At 40.8% G+C, this 21,480-nt stretch carries 17 protein-coding genes; 6 read left to right on the plus strand and 11 right to left on the minus strand.

From position 1 onward, the window contains the following. Window positions 1–167 precede the first annotated feature (167 nt). Together FHY60_RS09755 and FHY60_RS09760 are read left to right on the plus strand one after the other, a co-directional pair. Complete coding sequence (locus tag FHY60_RS09755) at window positions 168–1,703, plus strand: glycoside hydrolase family 30 protein (RefSeq protein WP_207671421.1); 1,536 nt, start codon at window positions 168–170, stop codon at window positions 1,701–1,703. A gap of 152 nt (window positions 1,704–1,855) precedes the next feature. Next, the gene (locus FHY60_RS09760; RefSeq protein ID WP_139904785.1) at window positions 1,856–2,137 is read left to right on the plus strand and encodes a hypothetical protein; all 282 of its coding nucleotides are present in this window, start codon (window positions 1,856–1,858) and stop codon (window positions 2,135–2,137) included. Between the two features lie 752 nt (window positions 2,138–2,889). Here the strand turns inward: FHY60_RS09760 and FHY60_RS17895 are convergent. Further along, window positions 2,890–3,051, minus strand: a complete 162-nt coding sequence (locus tag FHY60_RS17895) for a hypothetical protein (RefSeq protein WP_163215833.1) — start codon at window positions 3,049–3,051, stop codon at window positions 2,890–2,892. A 273-nt stretch (window positions 3,052–3,324) separates the two neighbouring features. Between FHY60_RS17895 and FHY60_RS09765 the strand changes: the two genes are divergently transcribed. After that, entirely contained in the window at window positions 3,325–5,100 is a 1,776-nt protein-coding gene (locus FHY60_RS09765) for a methyl-accepting chemotaxis protein (RefSeq protein WP_139904786.1), read from the plus strand. A gap of 105 nt (window positions 5,101–5,205) precedes the next feature. Here the strand turns inward: FHY60_RS09765 and FHY60_RS09770 are convergent, their stop codons facing one another. From FHY60_RS09770 to FHY60_RS09800, 7 genes are all read right to left on the minus strand, one after another. Next, window positions 5,206–5,508, minus strand: a complete 303-nt coding sequence (locus FHY60_RS09770) for a hypothetical protein (protein WP_139904787.1) — start codon at window positions 5,506–5,508, stop codon at window positions 5,206–5,208. Window positions 5,509–5,648: 140 nt separating this feature from the next. Beyond that, window positions 5,649–6,005, minus strand: a complete 357-nt coding sequence (locus FHY60_RS09775) for a hypothetical protein (protein WP_139904788.1) — start codon at window positions 6,003–6,005, stop codon at window positions 5,649–5,651. Between the two features lie 177 nt (window positions 6,006–6,182). Further along, window positions 6,183–7,814 (minus strand): glycoside hydrolase family 13 protein, encoded by a 1,632-nt coding sequence (locus tag FHY60_RS09780; RefSeq protein ID WP_139904789.1) that lies wholly within the window; start codon window positions 7,812–7,814, stop codon window positions 6,183–6,185. Between the two features lie 14 nt (window positions 7,815–7,828). Beyond that, window positions 7,829–9,727 (minus strand): glycoside hydrolase family 66 protein, encoded by a 1,899-nt coding sequence (locus FHY60_RS09785; protein ID WP_243122126.1) that lies wholly within the window; start codon window positions 9,725–9,727, stop codon window positions 7,829–7,831. A gap of 3 nt (window positions 9,728–9,730) precedes the next feature. Beyond that, entirely contained in the window at window positions 9,731–10,624 is an 894-nt protein-coding gene (locus FHY60_RS09790; RefSeq protein WP_139904790.1) for a carbohydrate ABC transporter permease, read from the minus strand. An 11-nt stretch (window positions 10,625–10,635) separates the two neighbouring features. Continuing rightward, window positions 10,636–11,544: an ABC transporter permease gene (locus FHY60_RS09795; protein ID WP_243122127.1), complete on the minus strand. Its 909-nt coding sequence runs from the start codon at window positions 11,542–11,544 to the stop codon at window positions 10,636–10,638. Between the two features lie 74 nt (window positions 11,545–11,618). Beyond that, window positions 11,619–13,346 (minus strand): type 2 periplasmic-binding domain-containing protein, encoded by a 1,728-nt coding sequence (locus FHY60_RS09800; protein WP_139904791.1) that lies wholly within the window; start codon window positions 13,344–13,346, stop codon window positions 11,619–11,621. Between the two features lie 245 nt (window positions 13,347–13,591). Between FHY60_RS09800 and FHY60_RS09805 the strand changes: the two genes are divergently transcribed. Next, window positions 13,592–14,713 (plus strand): response regulator transcription factor, encoded by a 1,122-nt coding sequence (locus tag FHY60_RS09805; RefSeq protein WP_139904792.1) that lies wholly within the window; start codon window positions 13,592–13,594, stop codon window positions 14,711–14,713. Between the two features lie 113 nt (window positions 14,714–14,826). Continuing rightward, window positions 14,827–16,413, plus strand: a complete 1,587-nt coding sequence (locus tag FHY60_RS09810; RefSeq protein WP_180375387.1) for a cache domain-containing sensor histidine kinase — start codon at window positions 14,827–14,829, stop codon at window positions 16,411–16,413. A 59-nt stretch (window positions 16,414–16,472) separates the two neighbouring features. Here FHY60_RS09810 and FHY60_RS09815 read toward each other — a convergent pair whose 3' ends face one another. Together FHY60_RS09815 and FHY60_RS09820 are read right to left on the minus strand one after the other, a co-directional pair. Beyond that, window positions 16,473–16,664 (minus strand): leucine-rich repeat domain-containing protein, encoded by a 192-nt coding sequence (locus tag FHY60_RS09815; protein ID WP_163215834.1) that lies wholly within the window; start codon window positions 16,662–16,664, stop codon window positions 16,473–16,475. Window positions 16,665–16,750: 86 nt separating this feature from the next. Beyond that, the gene (locus tag FHY60_RS09820) at window positions 16,751–17,278 is read right to left on the minus strand and encodes a DUF6930 domain-containing protein (protein ID WP_139904794.1); all 528 of its coding nucleotides are present in this window, start codon (window positions 17,276–17,278) and stop codon (window positions 16,751–16,753) included. Window positions 17,279–17,374: 96 nt separating this feature from the next. Between FHY60_RS09820 and FHY60_RS09825 the strand changes: the two genes are divergently transcribed. After that, window positions 17,375–19,333 carry a glycoside hydrolase family 127 protein gene (locus FHY60_RS09825; RefSeq protein ID WP_139904795.1) on the plus strand — a complete coding sequence of 653 codons (1,959 nt, stop codon included), beginning with the start codon at window positions 17,375–17,377 and terminating at the stop codon, window positions 19,331–19,333. Between the two features lie 32 nt (window positions 19,334–19,365). On the opposite strand, the gene FHY60_RS09830 is transcribed toward FHY60_RS09825, so the two are convergent. Beyond that, window positions 19,366–21,381, minus strand: a complete 2,016-nt coding sequence (locus tag FHY60_RS09830; protein ID WP_163215835.1) for a methyl-accepting chemotaxis protein — start codon at window positions 21,379–21,381, stop codon at window positions 19,366–19,368. Between the last annotated feature and the right edge of the window lie 99 nt (window positions 21,382–21,480).

Here is a 21,480-nt window from a genome sequence, read left to right on the forward strand (position 1 = left end):
TCTTTATTTGATCCTGTATCATGCTTCCATTATATACCTCTGTAAAAATGTTTAGGGTACCACTTTTTACGATTTGGTATCATATTTTATGATTTCGTTTACATCCAGTATTTGTAACTATATAATTCAGTTAGGTCGATCTTTAAAATAAAATGAGGTGATGATAAATGAAGAAAAAATATTTATGTGCAGTACTTGCAGCATGCTCATTATTTCTATTTAGCCTTAACGGATGTGCAAATACGGATTCTGAAAAGCTTCCTGAAAATTCGGGAATACTTCCTGAGAATTCAGAAAACCTTCCTAAGGACTCAGAAAAGTATCCTGAGGATAAGCCCCTTGAAGAATCCGTAGGTATTGAAGGTATGGTGGAACTTTGGCTGACAAGTTCTAATCAAAAGAACCTGCTGACAGCCCAGCAGCCCATAATTCCTCACAATAACGTAGCATCTGAAAGTTCAGGTGAAGTTTTCGCCATTAATGTAGAGCCGGATGTGACCTTTCAAGAGATGGATGGCTTTGGTGCTTCCTTTACGGATGCTTCCGCCTGGCTTGTTGCTAATGTCTTGGATGATAAGCAGAGGCAAGACCTTATGGAAAAACTCTTTGATGCAGATGTGGGAATTGGCATGTCCTTTCTTCGCCAGCCTATGGGGGCTACGGACTTTACCACAAAGCTCTACACCTACAATGACCTTCCAGCGGGAGAAACCGATGTTGAGCTATCAAAATTCTCAATTGCTCATGATAAGAAGTATATCATCCCTCTTTTGAAGGAGGCCAGGAAAATAAACCCCAAAATGAAGATAATGGCCTCTCCTTGGAGCGCACCTGCATGGATGAAAACCTCAAAGAACCTTATTGGCGGTTCCCTAAATCCTGATTACTACGGTGTATACGCTGAATACTTTGTAAAATATATCAAAGCCTATGAAAATGAAGATATACCTATTTATGCAGTGACACCCCAAAACGAGCCTATGTATGTACCAAGTGAGTACCCAGGCATGAAAATGGACTTCTCATCCCAGGTCAAGTTCATCAATAAATATCTTGGTCCGGCTTTTGAGAAAAACAATATTTCAACGAAAATTATAGCCTACGACCACAATTGGGATAACCTGGTCTATCCCACAGAGGTCTTAAAAGAAGCAGGAAAATATGTTGCTGGTACAGCCTGGCACTGCTATGGCGGCAAACACCAGGCTATGACCACCATACATGATAAGTTTCCTGACAAGGGAATATGGTTTACGGAAGCTTCCGGCGGTGAATGGGTGCCTCCTTTCAACGAGGCTTTTGTGGACCAGATGACCCACGTGATCCGGGCCACAAGAAACTATGCAAAAACCGTAGTTTGGTGGAACATAGCCCTAGATCAAAACAATGGCCCCACAGTACTCAGCAATAGTACCTGCAGGGGCATAGTCACCATCAATACCGATACTAAGGAAATCACCTATAATGTGGATTACTATACCATGGGCCATATAAGTAAATTTGTAGAACCCGGAGCCCTTAGAATAGAATCCACCAATGTACAAGGCAACTTGGAAACCACTGCCTTCAAAAATCCTGACGGGTCTGTAGTGTTAATTGCCTTTAATCATCTTCCGCAGGACAGGACAATTAGGGTGAACTACGGCAAGTCTTCCTTTGAATATAAGTTTCCAGGGAAGTCGGCGGTTACGTTTAGGTGGTAGGTGCCGCTGAAGAAGGTGCCGCCTCCTCCCTTTTAGGTGCCACTCACCTCACAAGTCACATCTCATATCTTAGATGTGACCTGTGAGGTGAGTGGCACTCTGTTATTATTAGTAGTAGCGGGACACTAACAACGTCCCCCAGTCCCACCTTTATGGAGAACTATAGGGTAAACTCAAAGCTCTTGGCCAGTGATGGCATAGTTACCCTTTTGCTATCAAGTATGGAATTAAGGCCGGAAAAGAACAGCGAGATGGATCAAACCTTAAAGAATGCTTTTATTATGCTGGAAAACAGTTTGTCGGAAGAGCATAGAGCAGAAATCTTAAAGGCTAAGGAAAGGTTCTTTATTGATTCAGACCCTTGGTGGGGCCGGAGAACTGTGACCCCCGATATTGACACCATAAAAAAGCGATCCTGGACCAAAAGAAGCTGAAAATCACCTATAAATTTTATGTACAATAATCTCCTAATCTCCTGATATCCTCGATCAGGGATAAATCCTTTAGTTCAAACATCATCGATTTGCCATCATAGTGAGTGGTTGAGTTATTATATACTTTTCAATTATAGGTACAGAATCCATAAAAGTGTACCCTTCACTCAACATTCAATAGAATATATTGTCTGCTTTGTTTTTGGATACCTGAATTCATAATATTTGCTAAAATTCATCATATTTTATTCAATTATACAATACTTAAACATACAATTACAATATTTTAGGCATATTGCCTGTATTTTGATTTTAGTGTTCTTATGTTTTACGGTTTTGTCCCCTCTAGTGTGCAATAAAGATTTACGCTCTAGTTCCCCTATATATTTGTATATTTCCCATTTTATGATATATAATTAAACAAAGGGGCAAATGATTATAGGAATATGGGAGGGATATTTTGAAGAAAAAGAAGCGAATCAAAATATTAATAATTCTGCTGATATTAATATGTTTACATGTTTTTCTTACTCAATTGATCCCAAAAGGGTTGCGGATCTAAAAAGCCAATATTTGTGGTTATTGCACTGCCTCTTATTAAGGATGGAGGCAGTGCAATCTATTATGGGTTAGGTTATCAAGTAATCAAATGGCACAAGTGGGAAAGTGACTTGTGAGGTGCCTGGCACCTAAAAAGGGCACCTAAAAAGAGGGACAGTAACAACGTCCCTCTGTCCATCCCTCTGTCCACCCTACCAATTTGGCTTTTCATTTTTGGCAGTGATTTTTTCTGTGTAGCCTTTCTCCTCATCGCCAAACATGTCATCAGCAAATTGATCTAGTCTGTTTGGATGCTTTGATGGTCTATCATGTTCACCTCTGCTTTTTGCATTTCCATCGTTTCTTCCTGTCATTATATCAACTCCTTTCGTATTATCACTGATAGGGTGCCCGAAAATCCGTATTATAATCCTGAACACAAAAAAATTACTTGACATTTCTAATTTATGCATGTACTTCCGCTTAAGTTTAGTCGAATTGTGACGATATATGTAACATATGAAATTAAAAGTGTAAAGTGAACTTTGTGGTGTTCCAGTTTATGTTACTTGTCAAAAGGCTGCTGTCTAATAAGAAATTATATTAAACAATTTTATACTAAAATTAAAACTAAAGGAGATGTGCATATGAAAAGAATAAGTTCTAAAATAATAGTTCTTTCACTTATCACTACTTTATTCACTGCCATAGTTATTGGCAGTGTGTCAACCTATAACACTATCAGCACTAATAAGTCGCTGTTAGTTGCTTTAGAGGATACCATGCGGGGTGACTTTGATGAAATCATCAAGGGCCAGGTAGAATCTGTTATAAGTATATTGGAGACCTTTAACCAGCGATATGAAAGAGGAGAGCTTACAAAAGAGGAAGCTAAAAGACAAGCTGCAGATATTGTACGAGAGCTGCGATATGGCAAGGATGGATACTTCTGGATTGATACATCTGAAGGAGTCAATGTAGTACTTTTAGGACAAGACGTTGAAGGAACAAGCAGAATAGATTCCAAGGACGCAAATGGACTCTTGTTTATTCAGGAAATAATTAAGAATGGCTCTAAGGAAGGTGGCGGTTACTCAGACTATTATTTCCCTAAGGCCGGCGGCACCCAACCTCTTCCTAAAAGAAGTTACAGCAAATTGTTTAAGCCTTTTGACTGGGTTGTAGGTACCGGTAATTATACCGACGATATTGACGCGCTGATATCTGAAAAGAAAACCGCTATAGATAAAGAACTTTTAAACAGTTTTATAACGCTTATAACAATTGCTCTTGTGACAGTAATTTCAGCCATAGTTGCTGCTGTGTTATTAAGCAAGAAACTTACTAAACCTATTGTATTTGTAACAAAGCAAGTAAACAAGTTGGCTGCCCTAGACCTTTCTGAGGAACAGATCAATGATAATATTCTAAAGAATAAGGATGAGACTGGACTAATGGCTCAATCCGTTAAAGAACTCAGAGAAAAGTTGAGAACTATTATAAAACAGCTTCAGAACAGTGCCGCTAATGTGCTCCAGTACTCCACAACAGTAGCAGAAGCTACAGACGAGAGTGTTCAATCCATTCAAGCTGTATCCGCTGCAGTGGATGAACTTTCTAAGGGTACCGTTTCCCAGGCTGAAGATGCCCAGGAAGGCGCTAATAAACTTTTATCTCTGGCCAATAATATCAGTATATGCGTTAATAGTTCAAACTCAGTGAAAGACTTTTCCAGACATACAAGGAAGATTAACGCAGAAGGCTTGATGGCTATGAAATCACTGATTGAAAAGTTTGATAAGAACACAAGGATCAATGAGGAGGTTTCTAAGAATATCAATGTTCTTGCAGATAAATCTACTTCTATCGGTGAAATTGTAAATACCATTGAAAACATAGCTGAGCAAACTAACCTGCTGGCCTTAAATGCAGCAATAGAAGCCGCCCGTGCCGGGGAATCCGGAAGAGGTTTTGCAGTGGTTGCAGAGGAAGTACGAAAGCTTGCAGAGCAAAGCTCACAATCTGCTAACGAAATCACTGTTATGATAAAGGATATACTTCAAGAGATTTCAAAGACAAAAACCAATATGGATGTAAGTCAGAGAAGTGCAGAAGAAGCCAGCTTGACCATAGCAGAGGCGGATAGGGCCTTCAAAACAATTGAAGAAGCTGTAAACGACATGTTTACTGAAATTGATATTTTAACAGCCAATATCTCTGATGTGAATAATGCTAAAGATGAAGTAATAACTTCCATCCAGAACATTTCAGCTGTTTCCGAGGAATCTGCTGCCACTGCTGAAGAGATATCTGCATCAGTAGTACAGCAGTCCAACGCTATGGAAAATATATATGCAACCACAGAGGATTTAAAGAAACTTGTACAAATTCTAGATGAAATTGTTGTTAAGTTTAAGTTGTAAAGAAATGGGACAGAGGGACGTTGCTTATGTCCCTCTGTTTCAACATAAAAACCTATGCTAAAGCTACTGTTGTGCATAGGTTTTTATTGTATGATTATTTATATATTATTTCACAGCTTTTAACTTTGCAATATCATTCCAATTGCTGCTTGTTATAATCTCTAGGTTGGTTAAATCTTTTCTAAGTGTTTCTACTTCACCTTTTATATGCGCTATATCCATAGCCATTTTATCATGCTCAGCCCTATTTACTTCTGCGGAATGTTCAAGAGCTTTAACTATTTGATATGTTTCCTCTTGCTTAATCTTAAGTTCATTTATGTCTGATTTAATATTCTTTATATCAGACTGCATGGCCTTCATATCAGACTGCATATTCCTTAAGATTTCCAGTATCTCTTTATCCATATAGTTTCACCACCTAACTAATATTATATCATAATTTAATTTGTGTAAAAGTACTTTAATAGAGAATCTTTAAAAGAAAGGTAGCATAATATTCCTCCTCTAACATGTTATAACTATATTATTGACATAATCCGGAACATTTATTCGGAGAAATATATGTTTTGGTATATGATTTTCCAATATACTTTTGTCACCAAATCAATGTGTAACAGCCAATAAACATTATCACGGTCAAAGGCTGCATTTATTGCAGCAATGTGTTCCTCATATACTAATGATACAAACTTATCCCATCTGCTTGTCTTTCGAAAAATATATGTGACGAAAAATTTTCCCTCAACCTGATTTTCGTAATACTTAACTAAGTCAAAGGATTCTTTTATATCTTCAAAATCCGTCGGTTGAATTAAATCTTCCTCCCGAAATTTAGAGTCAACTTTATGTTTATGTCCATAACCACATACAAATAAAGTACCTCCATCAGCGCTATAGTCCATTATTATATACCTCATTCTATCTGTTTCTAATAAATAATCTCAAATTACTGATTAAATTATAGCATATACTTATACCTACAGATACATAAAAGGCATGCAACATCATGCTGCATGCTCTATTATCATATATTCACAATATTCGGGACATAATCAACGTCCCTCTGTCCCTATCTGTCCCTATCTCATCAAGTACATTGCTGCCTCATAGGGCCTCAAAGTTCTAGCAAGGGGCTCATCATAGTTACTGATCAGCAGTTCTAATTTGCCTTCATATTCACGTGGCAGTGAAAAAGGTATGGTATCCCCGTGGAAGTTTGCTATTACAAGTAACTTTGTATCGCCATGGGTTCTTGTATAGGCAAAAATACCAGGATGGTCTTCATACAAGAGTTCATAGTCCCCTTTCACAAATACTTCATATTCCTTTCTAAGTCTGATCAGCTTTTTATAGTAATTGAAAATTGAATTTTTATCCCGAAGTACTGACTCAGCATTTATTTCTGTGTAATTTGGATTTACCTTGATCCATGGGGTACCGTCTGTAAAGCCGGCATTGGTGCTGCTGTCCCACTGCATTGGGGTTCTGGCGTTGTCACGGCCTTTACTGTAGATGGACTTCATGATGTCTTCTATTGGATAACCGGCTGCCTTACGCTCAGCGTATAGGTTTAAGGTTTCTATGTCTCTGTAATCTTCTATAGGGAATTTCACATTTGTCATGCCCAGTTCCTCCCCTTGGTAGATGTAGGGGGTTCCCTGCATGCCGTGGAGAACTGTGGCCAACATCTTGGCGGATTCCACCCGGTACTCTCCATCGTTTCCCCATCTTGACACAATTCTGGGCAGGTCATGATTGTTCCAGAACAGGCTGTTCCAGCCCACCTGGTAAAGTTCCTTCTGCCATTTTGACAATACCCTCTTTAATTTCAAGAAGTCTAATGGAGCCAAATCCCACTTGGACTTGCCTTCCTCCTGGTCCAGGCCTATGTGTTCAAATTGGAACACCATGGAGAATTCACTACCATCGGGATTGCTGTACAGCCTTGCCCTCTCAGGGTTAGCTCCCCATGCCTCTCCTACCGTTATCAGGTTACCCTTTTGGAAGGTTTCCTTTGATAATTCCTGGATAAATTCATGGAGCCTTGGTCCATTTCCGGTGATTTTTAAATCCGGCTCTTTGGCTATCTGGTCTATTACATCCAGCCTAAAGCCTCCCACGCCCTTGTCCATCCACCACAGGATCGTGTCGTAAATTTCCCGGCGCACCTTAGGGTTCTCCCAGTTTAAGTCCGGTTGCTTTACGGAAAACTGGTGGAAGTAATACTGGCCCACTTCCGGTACCCATTGCCAAGCTGACCCGCCAAAGCAGGCTATCATGTCATTGGGCGGTGTGCCTTCTACCCCATCCCTCCACACATAGTAGTCATGATAGGGGTTGTCTTTGCTCTTTTTGGCTTCTAAAAACCACATGTGTTCATCGGAGGTATGGTTCAATACCAAGTCCATGATGATAGATATGTTTCTCTTTTTGGCTTCCGCTATCAGTCTCTCCATATCCTCCATAGTCCCAAACATGAGGTCAATGTCCTGATAGTCGGAAATGTCGTAGCCATTATCATCCTGGGGAGACTTGTATACCGGGGAAAGCCATATGGCATCAATTCCTAATTCCTGAAGGTAGTCCAGCCGGCTTATTATTCCCTGCAGGTCTCCTATGCCGTCCCCGTTGCTGTCCTGAAAGCTCTTTGGGTATATTTGATATACCACTGCATTTTTCCACCACTTATCACTTCTGCCTTCTGTCCTCATTTTTTCTGCACTCCTTATTTCATATATATCATGTCCCAATATTGTAAGTTTGGTACCGTGAAGGTCACAAACTTGCCTTTATCATCTGCACCGGTTTCGTATCTAAGCTCTGTGCTTTTGCTCTTATTGTAATCCGGTGAAGCCAAATAGACCTTGCTGATTTCTTTGTCCGTATAGTAAGTTACCTTTACATCCTTTACTTCTGTGGGAGCCTTCTTCTTTCCTCTCTCATCCCTCCATTCATTATCTGTTTCCAGGAGGTTGATGAGGTGCAGGATTTCATAATTTTCATCGGCCCTTGTGTAGGTCCAAATGCTGTCGGAAGCTCCCCCTTTTCCATGGGCATAGCCATCTATTTTCACTTCATTGTCTGTGGTCCACTGGCCATCTCGAAGGATATTTTCATAGGCCACTATAAAGTCAGCCATGGCCTGCATCTTAGCCCTTAATTCCTCATCCATAAGTATATGGTCATCGGGGTAATATTCCACATGGAGCATCCTGTCCCCATTTCCCAGCTCCAACCTGCTTCCACCGGCAGCGTAGACTGCAGCATCACACAAAAGCACTCCCGGGGCATTCATATGGCCGTTTGTCTTGTAGTAGTTTATATAGGCCTTTACCACCAGTGACTTACCCTTGCCGTCAATGGACTTTTCCTGACTGTCTTCCATTGACCGTTCCACTTCCCTTACCAGTGAAGCATAGGTATTGTAGGCCTTTCCTTCCCTATCATTGTCCCATGGCCAGAACTCGGTGTAGAGCACATCAGTGCTGCTTACATTGGCCTTCTCTATGCCTTGGGCCCCTACAGGGTTAAAGGAAAGATACTTGTCTCCAAGGGCTTCCTTGGCTGCATTTAAGAACTGGGTATAGGTGTCCTTCACATAATATATTGGGCTGCGATCTTCCTTGTAGCCCAGTGGCTCCCCATCCGCAGTCACCATCTTGCCCCACTCGCCAACAGTGTCTCCGTGCCAGCCATCAAAGTCAAAGGCTGTAAATATTTTTTTGGTCTCAGTAAAAATATGGTCCTGCCACTGTTTATTTAGGGGGTTTAGGAAAAAGAGATTGCCATTTCCTGATGGGGATAGGCCCATGCGGAAGGTAAAGTTGCCACTGCCCCTGTCATTGTCCTCTGCAAAGTATAACTTCCACTGATTTGCTTCTGTGGGGTTCCCCTGGTCATCCACAAAAAAGCTATCTGTACCTGCATAGATCATATTGTAGGCCATGCTGGCCATATTCCTTTCTTTTGCGGCACTTATATAGCCCGCTACGGTTTCTCCGAAGATCTCTCTGCCGGACCAGTCCTTCCATACTCCTGGGTTCTCTGCCGTAATCCCATCAGCCAGGGGTTGATGGTGCAAATAGTGCCAGTCATAGTACTCAATGCCGTTGATGTGGTACCGGTTCATCTTCTCTATTTTGCCACTTGTATCTACTTTGTCTCCAAAGTCAGCTAAGTAGCCATAACGGGGAAACTTTACCCAAGTTGAAGAAACGTCCACTCCAATGGTATCGGATACTGCAAAGTCGCCAAGGTTGTCTCCCAAGCCAATTTCTATAAGATATCCTTTAAAGTCCCCTTCTGGAGCTGTCCACTGATATTCAGCATAAATCTCCTCACCGGCCTTAAGATTAAGGTTCCCTATTGTATCTTCATATATTACCTCTTCCAAATGGGTAACCTTTAAAAGAACATTTATATTTTCTCTTGCAGTTTCAGAAGTATTTTTAACCACATATTGAATTTTTACTCCATCCTGAGGTGAATACATAGCCTTGTCCGTTCCTCTTATCTCAACCTCTATTCCGGTTAAGTCAACCTGAGCACTTGCATTTTTAATTATCATCATTCCTCCAAATACCAATATTAATATAACACAACAAATTATGATAACTTTCTTCATAAACTACTCCTTTACCGAACCCATGACAATACCAGTGATCAAGTATTTCTGCAAAACCGGATAAATCATCATCAAAGGAATAACTGCCACCACAATCTTTGCAGCATTTAGGTTCTTATTTGATAGTTCTGTGAGATTTCCCAAGGAGCTGCTGCTGAGGCCTGACTTCAGCATGGCCTGAATGTCTACGGTCAAAGACTGGATATACGTCATAATGGGATAATTTACAGGCTTTTGAATGTATATAAGACCGCTGAAAAAGTCGTTCCAGCTTCCCACTATGCTGAACAGGGCAATAGTAGCCAAACAGGGTTTGGCACAGGGCACCAGTACCCTTACCAGTACCTGAAAGGGTCCTGCACCGTCGATAATAGCCGCTTCCTCCAAGGACTTGGGGATGCCCAGGAAGAAGTTCATCAGCAAAATTACATTAAATATTGGTAGTGCACCGGGTAAAATCAAGGCCCAAATGCTGTTCAGCAGGCCTAAATCTTTAACTAATATATAAGTGGGAATCATACCACCGTTAAACAACATGGCAAAAATCAAAAGGTTCATATAGATGTTTCTGCTACGAAACTCTTGTTTATTTTTTGTAAGAGGATAGGCCATCAATACTATCAATACCATGTTAATGGCTAATGCAAGGAAAACCCTTTCCACAGAGATTAAAAAGGACCTCCAAAACTGCTTATCCTCCAGGATCTTGGTGTAGGCTGCTAGTGTAAAGTCAACAGGCTTTAGCCCAACTTTGTTTGCAGTTACTGCTGAACTGCCGCTGAAGGAGATGGCCACAATATTCCACAGGGGAAGAAGGCAGGCCAGTCCTAACAGTGCAACTATTGTATAAATAGTCGCTACCCTTAATCTGGATTTGAAATTCTTATTTTCTATCATGGTCTTCCCTCCTAGAATATTTTTCTGTCAGTGAATTTCTTCGTAAGCCCATTGGCAGTCAGAATCAATATCATGCCCACTATGGATCTGCATAATCCTACTGCCGAACCAAAGCTGTACTGGCGGCCTACTAAACCAATTCTATATACATAGGTATCCAGCACATCACCGGTTTCGTAGACTATTGGGGAGTACAAGTTATATATCTGATCAAAGCCTGCACTTAAGATACCTGTGAGGCTGGTAGCTGCCATAAGGAGAATTATGGGCATCATACCCGGTATGGTTACGTGCCATACCCTCTTCCACCAGGTGGCTCCATCAATGGCTGCAGCCTCATGAAGGCCCGGGTCAATGGCAGTAATGGCTGCCAGGTAAACCACGGAGTTGTAACCAAACTCCTTCCATACGTCTGTGCCGATGACTAGAGGCTGGAAGGTCTTGTTACTGCCAAGGAAGTTTATCTTCTCCAAGCCTATGGAGGATAAGATCTGATTCACAGACCCGTCCAAATTAAACATGTTAACTATAACCGAAGCTAAAACAACCCAGGATAAAAAATGAGGTAAGTATACTATGGTCTGTACTGTCTTTTTGAAAAATTTGATTCTTATTTCATTTAATAGGATGGAAAAAGCTATGGCCATAAAGGTGCCTAGGAGGATTTTTCCTAAGGCTATGGTCAAGGTATTTCCTATTACCTTGCCAATGTCTGGCAGTTTTATCATATAAGTAAAGTGCTTAAGCCCTACAAAATTTGACCCCCACAGGCCTTTTGCCGGGACAAAGTCCTGGAAGGCCATAATAATTCCTACCATAGGTATATAACTGAATACTATGAGAAAGAACAGGCCGGGCATCATCATAAGATGATACTTAAATTCGGTTTGTCTTTTCCTGCGCCGCGTCATACTTGGCATTACGATCCCTCCACTCTATTGAAAACAGCCATACACTTCTTTATTGAGGCATGGCTGTTTATACTGCTCTATGCTTAATTAAGCTGTTCTTCTATTTCGGATATAATCTGACTTCCGCCCATTGAGTACCAATCTTCAACGAACTTGTCAAAAGCTTGTTCTACATCAACAGCCCCGATGGCCATCTTAATAAATACTTCTTCTTCTAACTTACCAAGATTACCCCAGTTGGTTTCCATAGTTGGTGTAGTTTCAGGAAACACCGGTGTCAGCCAATTAAAGGTGCCCTTTTCTGTTAGGGTCTGAATTAATTCTATGCCATTCATACGGGAGTGGTACTTAGACCAATCGGTAACATCTGCCTTTGCAGGATCTTCCATATACTTCTTTACATTTTGTATAACATTCTTAGACTCTGTTGTTCTGGCCTCTTCTATGGCAATTTCGCCCTTTACTCCTCTTTCAATGTCAGAGTAGTCATCCAGCATTGAAGTATAGGGATTAACTTCTATATTAAATGGTCTTACGGACCCGTCTACACCGTCTTTTAGGTATTTAGCAACTTCCGGATAGTCCGCTTCCAGTGTTTTTGAGTTCATCATTTCATCATAGAATAAGTTTGCAATTTTGATTGCAGCTTCAGGATGCTTAAAACCTTTTCTTACTACGATATAGCCTCCTGTTGCATCATTATGCTTTACATTAACCTTGCCATTACCATCTTCAATAGCATAGCATTCAAAGGTTGCCTTGTTGTCCATAGCACGGACATTATTTAGAAGCCAGTCCGGAATGTGCCATGTTCCAAAGGTAATACCTGTTTGTCCATTAGCTAATAGGGCTGTGATGTCATCCCAGGTTCTAACTCCCAGCTGTGGATCTACAAGACCGGTCTTAAACCATTCAGCCACTTTTTTCATAGCTTCCTTTGTCTCCTTTGTTGTAGAACCGTAAACAACCTTTCCATCAACCTTCAACCAAGTCTTTGGATAAGCTCCGTAAGCATAGGCTATGGAATTGATACTGTAAGTACCGTCAGGGTCACTGGAAGTTAACCATGGTGCAAAGGCCATACCAACAACGTTATCAGCCTTTCCCGGATTTTTAGCCATAAATTCCTTTGCTATCATTTCTAATTCACTTATAGTAATGCACTTATTTCCATCCTCATCGATTTTTAATCCAAGCTGATCCATCCAGTCACTGCGGATCCAAACTTCACTTGGACCTGGATCTCCGTTTGTTCCCGGAAGAGCCATTATCTTACCATCAAAGGTTACATTTTTTAAGGCACGGCCATCATAGGAATCATATACCTTTTTAAGATAATCACTGGCATAGGTGTTATAAACCTCGGTCAAGTCTTCTATCAAATCGTTATTATATAGTTCTCTTAGTTCATCTAAGGTTGATACCTTCATCATATCCGGTAGTTCCGCAGCAGATAGGGCCAGGGATACCAGTCTATTATAATCGTCACCGTTGGCTTCAAATTCGTCCACGATTTTTATGTTCAGCACGGACTTTACCCAACGGGTATAGGCATTGTTTTCGTAGGTGTCTCCATCAGGCAGCTTTGGATTTTGCAAGGTCTGCCTGCCCATAGTAATTGTAATTTCTTCCTTGTATGGACTTAGTGGCCCATCTTCTTCCCCGGCAGCACTGCCGTTTTGTGATGTTTCGTTGCCTGTTTTTTCAGGCTCTTTACCTGTATCTTTTCCACTGCAGGCTGCCATGGAAACTGTCATGGAAACTGCCAACATAGCAGCTCCTATATGCTTTAATAAAGCTCTTCTCTTCATGCTTAACCCTCCATAAATATATAAATCCCAAGTTTTAAATACTATAAAACCTTTTCAATGGCCACTGATCAGCTTAACCTAAGTATACTATTCCCTTAGGTCCACCGTAAATAAAAGAAATTCCACATTTATATCACTTTTTCTATATCCTGCTTTTGGTCAATTGTTAAGGGTTTCATAAGGTGCTATACTGTAAATGTAATTAAAGCGGTAATAATAAGAAGCCATCGAAAGGAGCAAGTGATATGTACAGACTCTTAATTGCAGATGACGAAAAGGATGAACGGGATGTGATTCAGTTCCTACTTAACAAATATGGTTTTGAATTTGATGTGCTTCAGGCTTCTAACGGTAAAGAAGCGGTAAACATTTTGATGGAAGAGCCGGTAGATATTCTTATTACAGATATAAAAATGCCCTTTCTCAACGGTACTGAGGTTGCAGCAAAGGCTAAAACCATAAACCAGGATATTGAAATCCTCTTTTTCAGCGGTTATGACGATTTCGAATATGTAAAGACTGCCCTATCTCTGCATGCTGTTAATTACATCCTAAAGCCGGTGAATCCTGAGGAATTTAAAAAATCTATTGGGGAAATATTGGATACCATCATAGCCAGGGAGGCTGCCAGGGCAGAATCAGAGAAATATATAAAAGAATACTTTTTTAGTAAAAGTAAGAATATGAACAATGCCGGTTTGAGTTATGAAGATAAAGTTTCAGATGAAGAGGACAACCTTCTCTTAAAAAATATCGAACAAGCTATTAAAGAAAAGAATCCGGAAGGGCTGGCCAAGAATGTTAACTTGCTGCTGGAAAAGTACAGGGGTTCCCTAAAGGCCTCCCATATTTATGTCCGCTATCTTTGCACTACCCTGCTTTCAATTTTGATTGATGCCCTTCCCGGTGCAGGCAAAGAAGACTTTAAACAAGCTGCGGAAGAGGTCTATTCCTACAAACATTTTGCCCATATCAGAAAATTGATAGAAGAATATCTAAATATGGTTATGGATCAAATGAAGGAGGAAGAAAATTCTCCAAAGCATGCCATCCACCTGGTTAAGCAATATATCCATGCCCATTACAAGGAGGACCTGAGCCTTAATCTACTGGCGGATACGGTATTCTTAAGTCCTAAGTACCTCAGCAGCGCCTTTATCCATGCAACGGGCGTCAGCCTAAATAAGTACATCAAAAATGTGAGGATGGACAAGGCTAAAGACCTGCTCCTGACCACCAATATGAAGATTACAGACATTGGCCCCTCCGTTGGTTATTATAATGTGTCCTACTTTTGCAAGTGCTTTCAAGAGGAGTTTGGCCAAACACCGGATAAATACAGACAGAACAGGGGTAAAATTCAATGAAATATTTGAACAATTTTATAAAAAATCTCAGTTTCCGCAAGAAGATCCTACTCATAAGTCTTGGAGTGGGTTTAATCCCCATCATTTTACTGGGCACCTTTTCTTATTTTAAAATGAGTGAATTACTGATAGAGCGTGAATATAGGGCCCTTAGTGAATCTCTGGACCAGGAAGCTAAAAATCTGGACTATAAGTTGGAATCCTACTTGGCTGCCATGAACCTCATCGTCTGGAATGAAAGTATGCGTTACAGTCTTTCCAAAAATTATAGTAACAACTACGACATGTACCTTACCTACAGGGATGTAATTGACCCCATGTTTCACACCCTTCGGACCCTTAACGGCACCATAGATTCCATAACTATATACACCGATAATTCCATCCATCCCCATGGGGACATTTTGCGGCCTCTTTCCGATGTCACGGAGGCGCCCTGGTATGATACAGCTGAGAATACTAATACACCCTTTTTTGCATTTTCCGAGAACAGCCACAGGCTCTTATTGATTTGTAAAATGTATTACCGGCATTCAAATTATACAAATATTATTTCTATGTCTATAAATTACAATGCCTTATTTAATTCTATTAAGGGTCCTTTTGATGAATCCTATGGCATTATGCTGCTTGATAATTCCGGTAACGCAGTTTTTCAATATGCCAACTTCCCCAATGCTAAGGAAAGCTACACGTTAACTCCCCAGGACTTGCAAGGGGCATTGGTGAACAAAGGTAAGACACCTAAATATGTGGTTGAATCCACCGGCCTATCATCGGTAGCTTGGACCGCCTATCTCTACCGGCCAGTTGAAATTGTATCTGCCCCGGCAAATAATATTACCTTTATAGTGGTCTTTATAGTTTTTCTCAGTCTCATCATAATTCTTTTGGCCTGTATAATGTCGTCCAAGATAGTAGTTAGACCTCTTAGGGCCCTGCACAACAATATGAAACTCATTGAGCAGGGAGACTTGACCATTACCGTAAAGCAGACTTCATCTGATGAAATTGGCCATTTGATACAGGCCTTCAGCCACATGGTGGAGCGGTTAAAGTATTTGATAGATGAAGTCCTGCGCAGTAAAATTGCCCAGCAGGAGTATGAGATGAAGGCCCTGCAGGCGCAAATCAACCCCCACTTTTTATATAACAGCCTGTCCTTGATAAATGGAAAGGCCATAATGACGGGACAAGAGGATATAAGCCAGATGGCCCAATTGCTGTCTACCTTCTACCGCACCACCTTGAATAAGGGGAAGAACTTGATATCCGTGAAGGATGAACTCCAAAACACCCGGTCCTATGCAGAAATTCAAAAGATGATGCATGCCGACTCCTTCGACATTGTTTATGACATAGATGAATCCATGTATTCTTACACCATGCCCAATCTCCTCTTGCAGCCCATTGTGGAGAACGCAATCCTCCATGGTATTGACCATAAAGAGACTCCTGACAGAGGAGTACTTACAATATCCTGCTATCAGGAGGAGAACCTTCTTATCTTTAAAGTTATGGACAACGGCTGCGGCATGACAGAAGAACAGTGTGAGGCCATCTTGACCTCGGAAAGCTTTGGCTACGGCATTCACAATGTCCACCATCGTGTCCAGCTGTACTATGGACCTGACTATGGGCTGCAGTACAACAGCACTAAGGGAAGGGGTACCTGTGCTACCCTTACTATTCCGAAATAGAGATAGAGGGACGTTGTTGCTGTCCCGTTGAGACAGCAACAACGTCCCCTTGTCTCTATTTATATCTTTATTTGGTTCCCTTCCACATAGAACCAGGTTAAGTTAATCAAGTTCTTAACTGCAGTTATATCAGTGATCTTATTGAAGTTTAGAAAGAGCTTGTTCAAATTGGTTAGGCCCTGCAAGGCGGTTAAGTCACTGATTTTGTTATTGTTCAGTGAAAGATATTTTAAGTTTTTCAGTTCCTTCAATATACTTTTGTACTAGCTTTGTTCCACTGCCTCAGCAGTAGGTTTCTTAATATATTCATATCCCCTCTTAATTCATTCACTCCAGTTCAAAACATTGTTCTGTTTGCCATTTCAGCTATCATATCATCTATAGTTCTAAGCTGATTGACCTTCTTTAGATTGATCCCGGTTTTTTGACAAAAGTCCTGCAGTATGGCCACCATCTTATCATCTCTGACCTGTATCTCTTTAGGTACTCCATTGCTAAGGCACAGATTAATCAACTTGTTAAGTGTAACATTAGCATCCTCATCTATATCTTCATATACATCAATATCCACAATGGTTCCATTATTTTTATCTGCTATGATAAAGAGCCTTGGAAAGTGTCCTCTTTCCCACCTACTCCCCTGCACCGGATAGGGTGTGTAGCACACATCTATCTGCAAGGCCATATTGCCCTTCTTTTCTGACTTTTCATGGTCCTGCTGTATGTAGGCTGTGCCATTGATGCCGATGATTATCTCAAAGTTGTCGTTGATTCTTTTCATGTGGGTCCAATTTTCTTCAGAGATAAAATTCCCGCAGGCCACAAAATTCAGAGGTTCTGATATATTAGCCTTTAAATAATCCATGTCGGATTTTACCACCTAATCTACTTTTTCAGCTGTTGTTGGCCATATGAAAACATTATAATATAAGCATATAAGATGTGTTAGGGAGGAATTATAGTGGACAAACTTATAAATTCAAAGCTGGTTTCTTTGAAAAATGTAAATATTGATGATAGGTTCTGGTCAGGCTACCAAAAGCTTGTAAGGGAGGTGGTGATACCCTATCAATGGGAGGCCCTCAATGACAACATCCCGGATGCCGCCCCGAGTCATGCCATAAAAAACTTCCGCATTGCAGCCAAAGAAGAAGATGGTGAGTTTGGGGGCATGGTATTTCAGGACAGCGACGTTGCCAAGTGGTTGGAGGCCGTGGGATACAGCTTGGCCATTAATCCGGATCCTGACTTGGAAGCCCTTGCAGATAAAACCATAGACTTGATAGAAAAGGCTCAGCTGCCTGATGGCTATCTTAACACCTTCTTTACCATAAAGGCTCCTGAGAAAAGATGGACTAACCTCCAGGAATGTCATGAGTTATACTGTGCAGGCCATATGATGGAAGCTGCCGTGGCCTATTATTGCGGAACAGGTAAGAAAAAGCTTCTAAATATAATGTGCCGTTTTGCGAATCATATTGATTCAGTATTTGGCACTGAGCCAGGAAAACTAAGGGGCTACGACGGTCACCAGGAAATAGAGCTGGCCCTGATTAAACTGTATAAGGCTACAGGTGAGGAAAAATATCTTAAACTGGCAAAGTACTTTATTGATGAAAGAGGGCAGGAACCACACTTCTTTCAACAAGAGTGGGAAAAGAGAGGCAGGATTTCCCATTGGTCCGGTAGAGTTAGCGACAAGCCAAATGAGTCCTACCACCAGTCCCATAAGCCCGTCCGTGAACAAACAGAAGCTATTGGACATGCCGTAAGAGAAGTATATATGTTGACAGGAATGGCTGATGTGGCCGCTGAGACTGGTGACACAGACCTGCTTGAAGCCTGCAGAAGGTTATGGGATGACATTGTGAACAGGCAGATGTATATAACCGGTGGAGTTGGTTCAACCAGTCACGGTGAGGCCTTCAGTTTTGATTATGACCTGCCCAATGATACCATATATGCCGAAACCTGTGCCTCCATCGGCCTTATATTCTTTGCCCAAAGAATGCTGCAGCTTGAAGCCAAAGCCACCTATGCTGATGTTATGGAACGGGCCTTATACAATACCCTCTTAGGTAGCATGTCCAAAGATGGCAGACACTTTTTCTATGTAAATCCCTTGGAAGTGTGGCCGGAAGCTTCAGAAAAAAATCCTTCAAGAGCCCATGTAAAACCTGTAAGACAAAAATGGTTCGGCTGTGCTTGCTGCCCTCCAAATGTGGCAAGGCTCTTAACTTCTCTTGGAGAATATATTTATACATATAATAACGATACTATCTATACTCACCTCTATATTGGTGGTGATGCCACAATACAAATGGGCAAGGAAGAAATAAATCTAACTATGGAAACTGACTATCCATGGAAGGGAAATATCAAAATAAAGCTGTCTATGGAAAATGAAAAGGCCTTTAACCTAGCCCTAAGAATCCCTGGTTGGTGCAATAATGCTGAGGTCATAATAAATGGAGATGTTCTTGATTTAACCAGTAAAATATCAAATGGTTATGCAGTAATAAGTAATACCTGGAAAGATGGAGACTCCATAGAATTCAATTTAGAAATAACCCCTGAGTTTATACAGGCAAACCCAAAAGTAAGAGCCGATGCCGGTAAGGTTGCCATCCAAAGAGGCCCCTTGGTTTACTGCCTTGAGGAAACTGATAACGGCGGTAATTTAAATGCCCTTTCAATAGATACATATGCTGGTCTGAAAGAGGAATATGATGAGAACCTTCTTGGCGGGGCAGTAATAATTAAGGCTAAGGGAAGCCGGCTTGATGAAACAGGCTGGAATAATGACTTATACCGTCCTTTCAAAGAAGGCAGCAAACAGGTTGAACTAAAAGCTATTCCCTACTTCCTATGGGGCAACCGAAAGCCCGGTGAAATGATAGTATGGATTAGACATAAGTAAGACAGAGGGACAGAAACAACGTCCCTCTGTCCCTAATTCACTTTAAACTTGCCAACTTCCTCTTGAAGCTTAGTTGCCAGCTTCTGCAGCTGTTCAGCATGGCTTGTAAGCTCCTGCATTGTGGCACTAACCTGTTCCGTTGATGCTGAAACCTCTTCTGTCACTGATGCAGTCTCTTGAGAGATGGCAGAAATATTATGGATTTGTTGCACCACAATGTTTTTACTTTCATCTATGCTTACTGTGGAATCCTTTATATTGACAATCTTGTCTGATAAGGTGATAACCCCGTTGATAATTTCATCAAATACCTGCTTGGTTTCTAGCATGGACTTGTCTTGCTCATTAATTGCAGCTTCTGCACTGCCAATGGCCTCAACGGCAAAGGCGGATTTTGACCGGATAGTTTCAATAATCTTTTGAATCTGTACCGTTGAAGCCCTGGACTTTTCTGCCAGCTTTCTGATTTCATCCGCCACTACTGCAAAGCCCTTGCCAGCTTCCCCTGCTCTGGCAGCTTCTATGGATGCATTAAGGGACAGTAAATTGGTTTGCTCTGTAATTTGGGCTATGGAATCGGAAATTGTATTAATCTGGGATATACTCATATCCACATCGTTAACTATGGCGTTGACATTTGTAGTTGACTGTTTAGCCTTGTCCGCTCTGTCTGTTAAAACCTTCATAAGCTCCAAGCCCTTTACGCCTAGCTTTTCTGTGTCTAGTGATATATGTTCTACTTCCTTAGTCAATTCTGTAATATCATCAAGCTTCTTGGACAATTTCTCTATGCTTATGGTACTCTCTTGAGCATTCTCCGCCTGGCTATTTGATCCCTCAGAGACTTCCCCCATAGCCTTTGATACTTCAGCTACGGAAGCAGTAGTCTCCTGCACCATGGCCCCGATCTGAGAGGAAGCTTCCAGCATAGTTTCGGCAGAGGCACTGACATCTTTCATGATTGTAGATATCTTTGCTAACATCACTATAAAGTCTTTTCCAAGCTGGCCTAGCTCATCTTTTGACTTAATATGGGCCACTGCTGTAAGGTCACCTTGGGCTGCCAGGCCAAAGGAATCCTTTAGCTTTCTGACATTTTTACCTATTGAATTTCCGATAATCATAGATAAAAGCACTGCCACAACGGTCACTGCCAATATGACTATAAATATTATATTTTTGATGTGATTTACGTCCTTGTTTAATTCGCTTTCATCAAGGACAGCTATTACCTTCCAGCCTGTCATTTCATGAGTATGATAAACCGCAAAGCTATTATTACCATCAAGGCTGAACTTTTCAAAGCCTTCATCATTGGCAACAACCTTATCCCATATATTTAAACTGCTGGATAAATCGCTTCCGATGACGCTGCTGTCCCTATGCGAAATTACGGTACCGTTTCCGGAAGTGATAATAATATATCCGCTATCCCCGACCTTTGATTTAGAGAAAACTTTAGAGATGCCTTCTAAGGACATATCCATACCAATAACTCCGGCTACTTTAGCTAAATTTTCGTTAGTCTTTGAATTATGTTGAACCCCTCTAACAACTTTTACAACAGCTTTTTTGGTAACATTGTCTATATGCGGCGGCATTATAATTATGTTCTTCTTGTCCTTTTCCGCCTTAACATACCACTCTTCTTTAGTATAGTCCACTCCAGTATCTGTAAATAACTGTGCGTGATTGACATACTTTCCCTTTTCAGTTGCATAAAAAGTATTTACTATATCTGTATCACTATCCTTGATATCCTTCAGCGTATAAATTGCATATGGAGTATTTTGCTCGTACATATCCAGCTCATTGATAAATTCACTGTTACCCACTTGCTTAAGCTGCATGCCCAAACCAGTAAAATAATTGTCCAAAGAGGACTCAATCTCTGCAAGCGTTTGCCCACTTGTGACTTTTAACTTTTCTAATAATATTGATTTAGACTGAGAATAGGATATGACTCCTACAATCACCAAAGGTATTATACATAGTAATAACATACTAAATATAAGCTTTACTTTAATGGATTTAAAACTTAGTTTCATAAAATTCCCCCCCCACAACATAAATATAATTTTTATGCCCTGTTTATCTTGTAAGTTGATTTAAAAAAAGTTCTAAATTACCCCGCTCCTTTCTGTAAA

The sequence above is a fragment of the Clostridium thermarum genome (genome assembly GCF_006351925.1).
GTDB lineage: Bacteria > Bacillota > Clostridia > Clostridiales > Clostridiaceae > Clostridium_AU > Clostridium_AU thermarum.

Coding starts and splice junctions, on each gene's coding strand:
- FHY60_RS09770 (WP_139904787.1), bottom strand. CDS start 5,508: ATGGATAAAGAGATACTGGAAATCTTAAGGAATATGCAGTCTGATATG.
- FHY60_RS09830 (WP_163215835.1), bottom strand. CDS start 21,381: ATGAAACTAAGTTTTAAATCCATTAAAGTAAAGCTTATATTTAGTATG.
- FHY60_RS09800 (WP_139904791.1), bottom strand. CDS start 13,346: ATGAAGAGAAGAGCTTTATTAAAGCATATAGGAGCTGCTATGTTGGCA.
- FHY60_RS17895 (WP_163215833.1), bottom strand. CDS start 3,051: ATGACAGGAAGAAACGATGGAAATGCAAAAAGCAGAGGTGAACATGAT.
- FHY60_RS09780 (WP_139904789.1), bottom strand. CDS start 7,814: ATGAGGACAGAAGGCAGAAGTGATAAGTGGTGGAAAAATGCAGTGGTA.
- FHY60_RS09790 (WP_139904790.1), bottom strand. CDS start 10,624: ATGATAGAAAATAAGAATTTCAAATCCAGATTAAGGGTAGCGACTATT.
- FHY60_RS09795 (WP_243122127.1), bottom strand. CDS start 11,544: ATGCCAAGTATGACGCGGCGCAGGAAAAGACAAACCGAATTTAAGTAT.
- FHY60_RS09760 (WP_139904785.1), top strand. CDS start 1,856: ATGGAGAACTATAGGGTAAACTCAAAGCTCTTGGCCAGTGATGGCATA.
- FHY60_RS09785 (WP_243122126.1), bottom strand. CDS start 9,727: ATGAAGAAAGTTATCATAATTTGTTGTGTTATATTAATATTGGTATTT.
- FHY60_RS09805 (WP_139904792.1), top strand. CDS start 13,592: ATGTACAGACTCTTAATTGCAGATGACGAAAAGGATGAACGGGATGTG.
- FHY60_RS09775 (WP_139904788.1), bottom strand. CDS start 6,005: ATGGACTATAGCGCTGATGGAGGTACTTTATTTGTATGTGGTTATGGA.
- FHY60_RS09820 (WP_139904794.1), bottom strand. CDS start 17,278: ATGGATTATTTAAAGGCTAATATATCAGAACCTCTGAATTTTGTGGCC.
- FHY60_RS09810 (WP_180375387.1), top strand. CDS start 14,827: ATGAGTGAATTACTGATAGAGCGTGAATATAGGGCCCTTAGTGAATCT.
- FHY60_RS09765 (WP_139904786.1), top strand. CDS start 3,325: ATGAAAAGAATAAGTTCTAAAATAATAGTTCTTTCACTTATCACTACT.
- FHY60_RS09755 (WP_207671421.1), top strand. CDS start 168: ATGAAGAAAAAATATTTATGTGCAGTACTTGCAGCATGCTCATTATTT.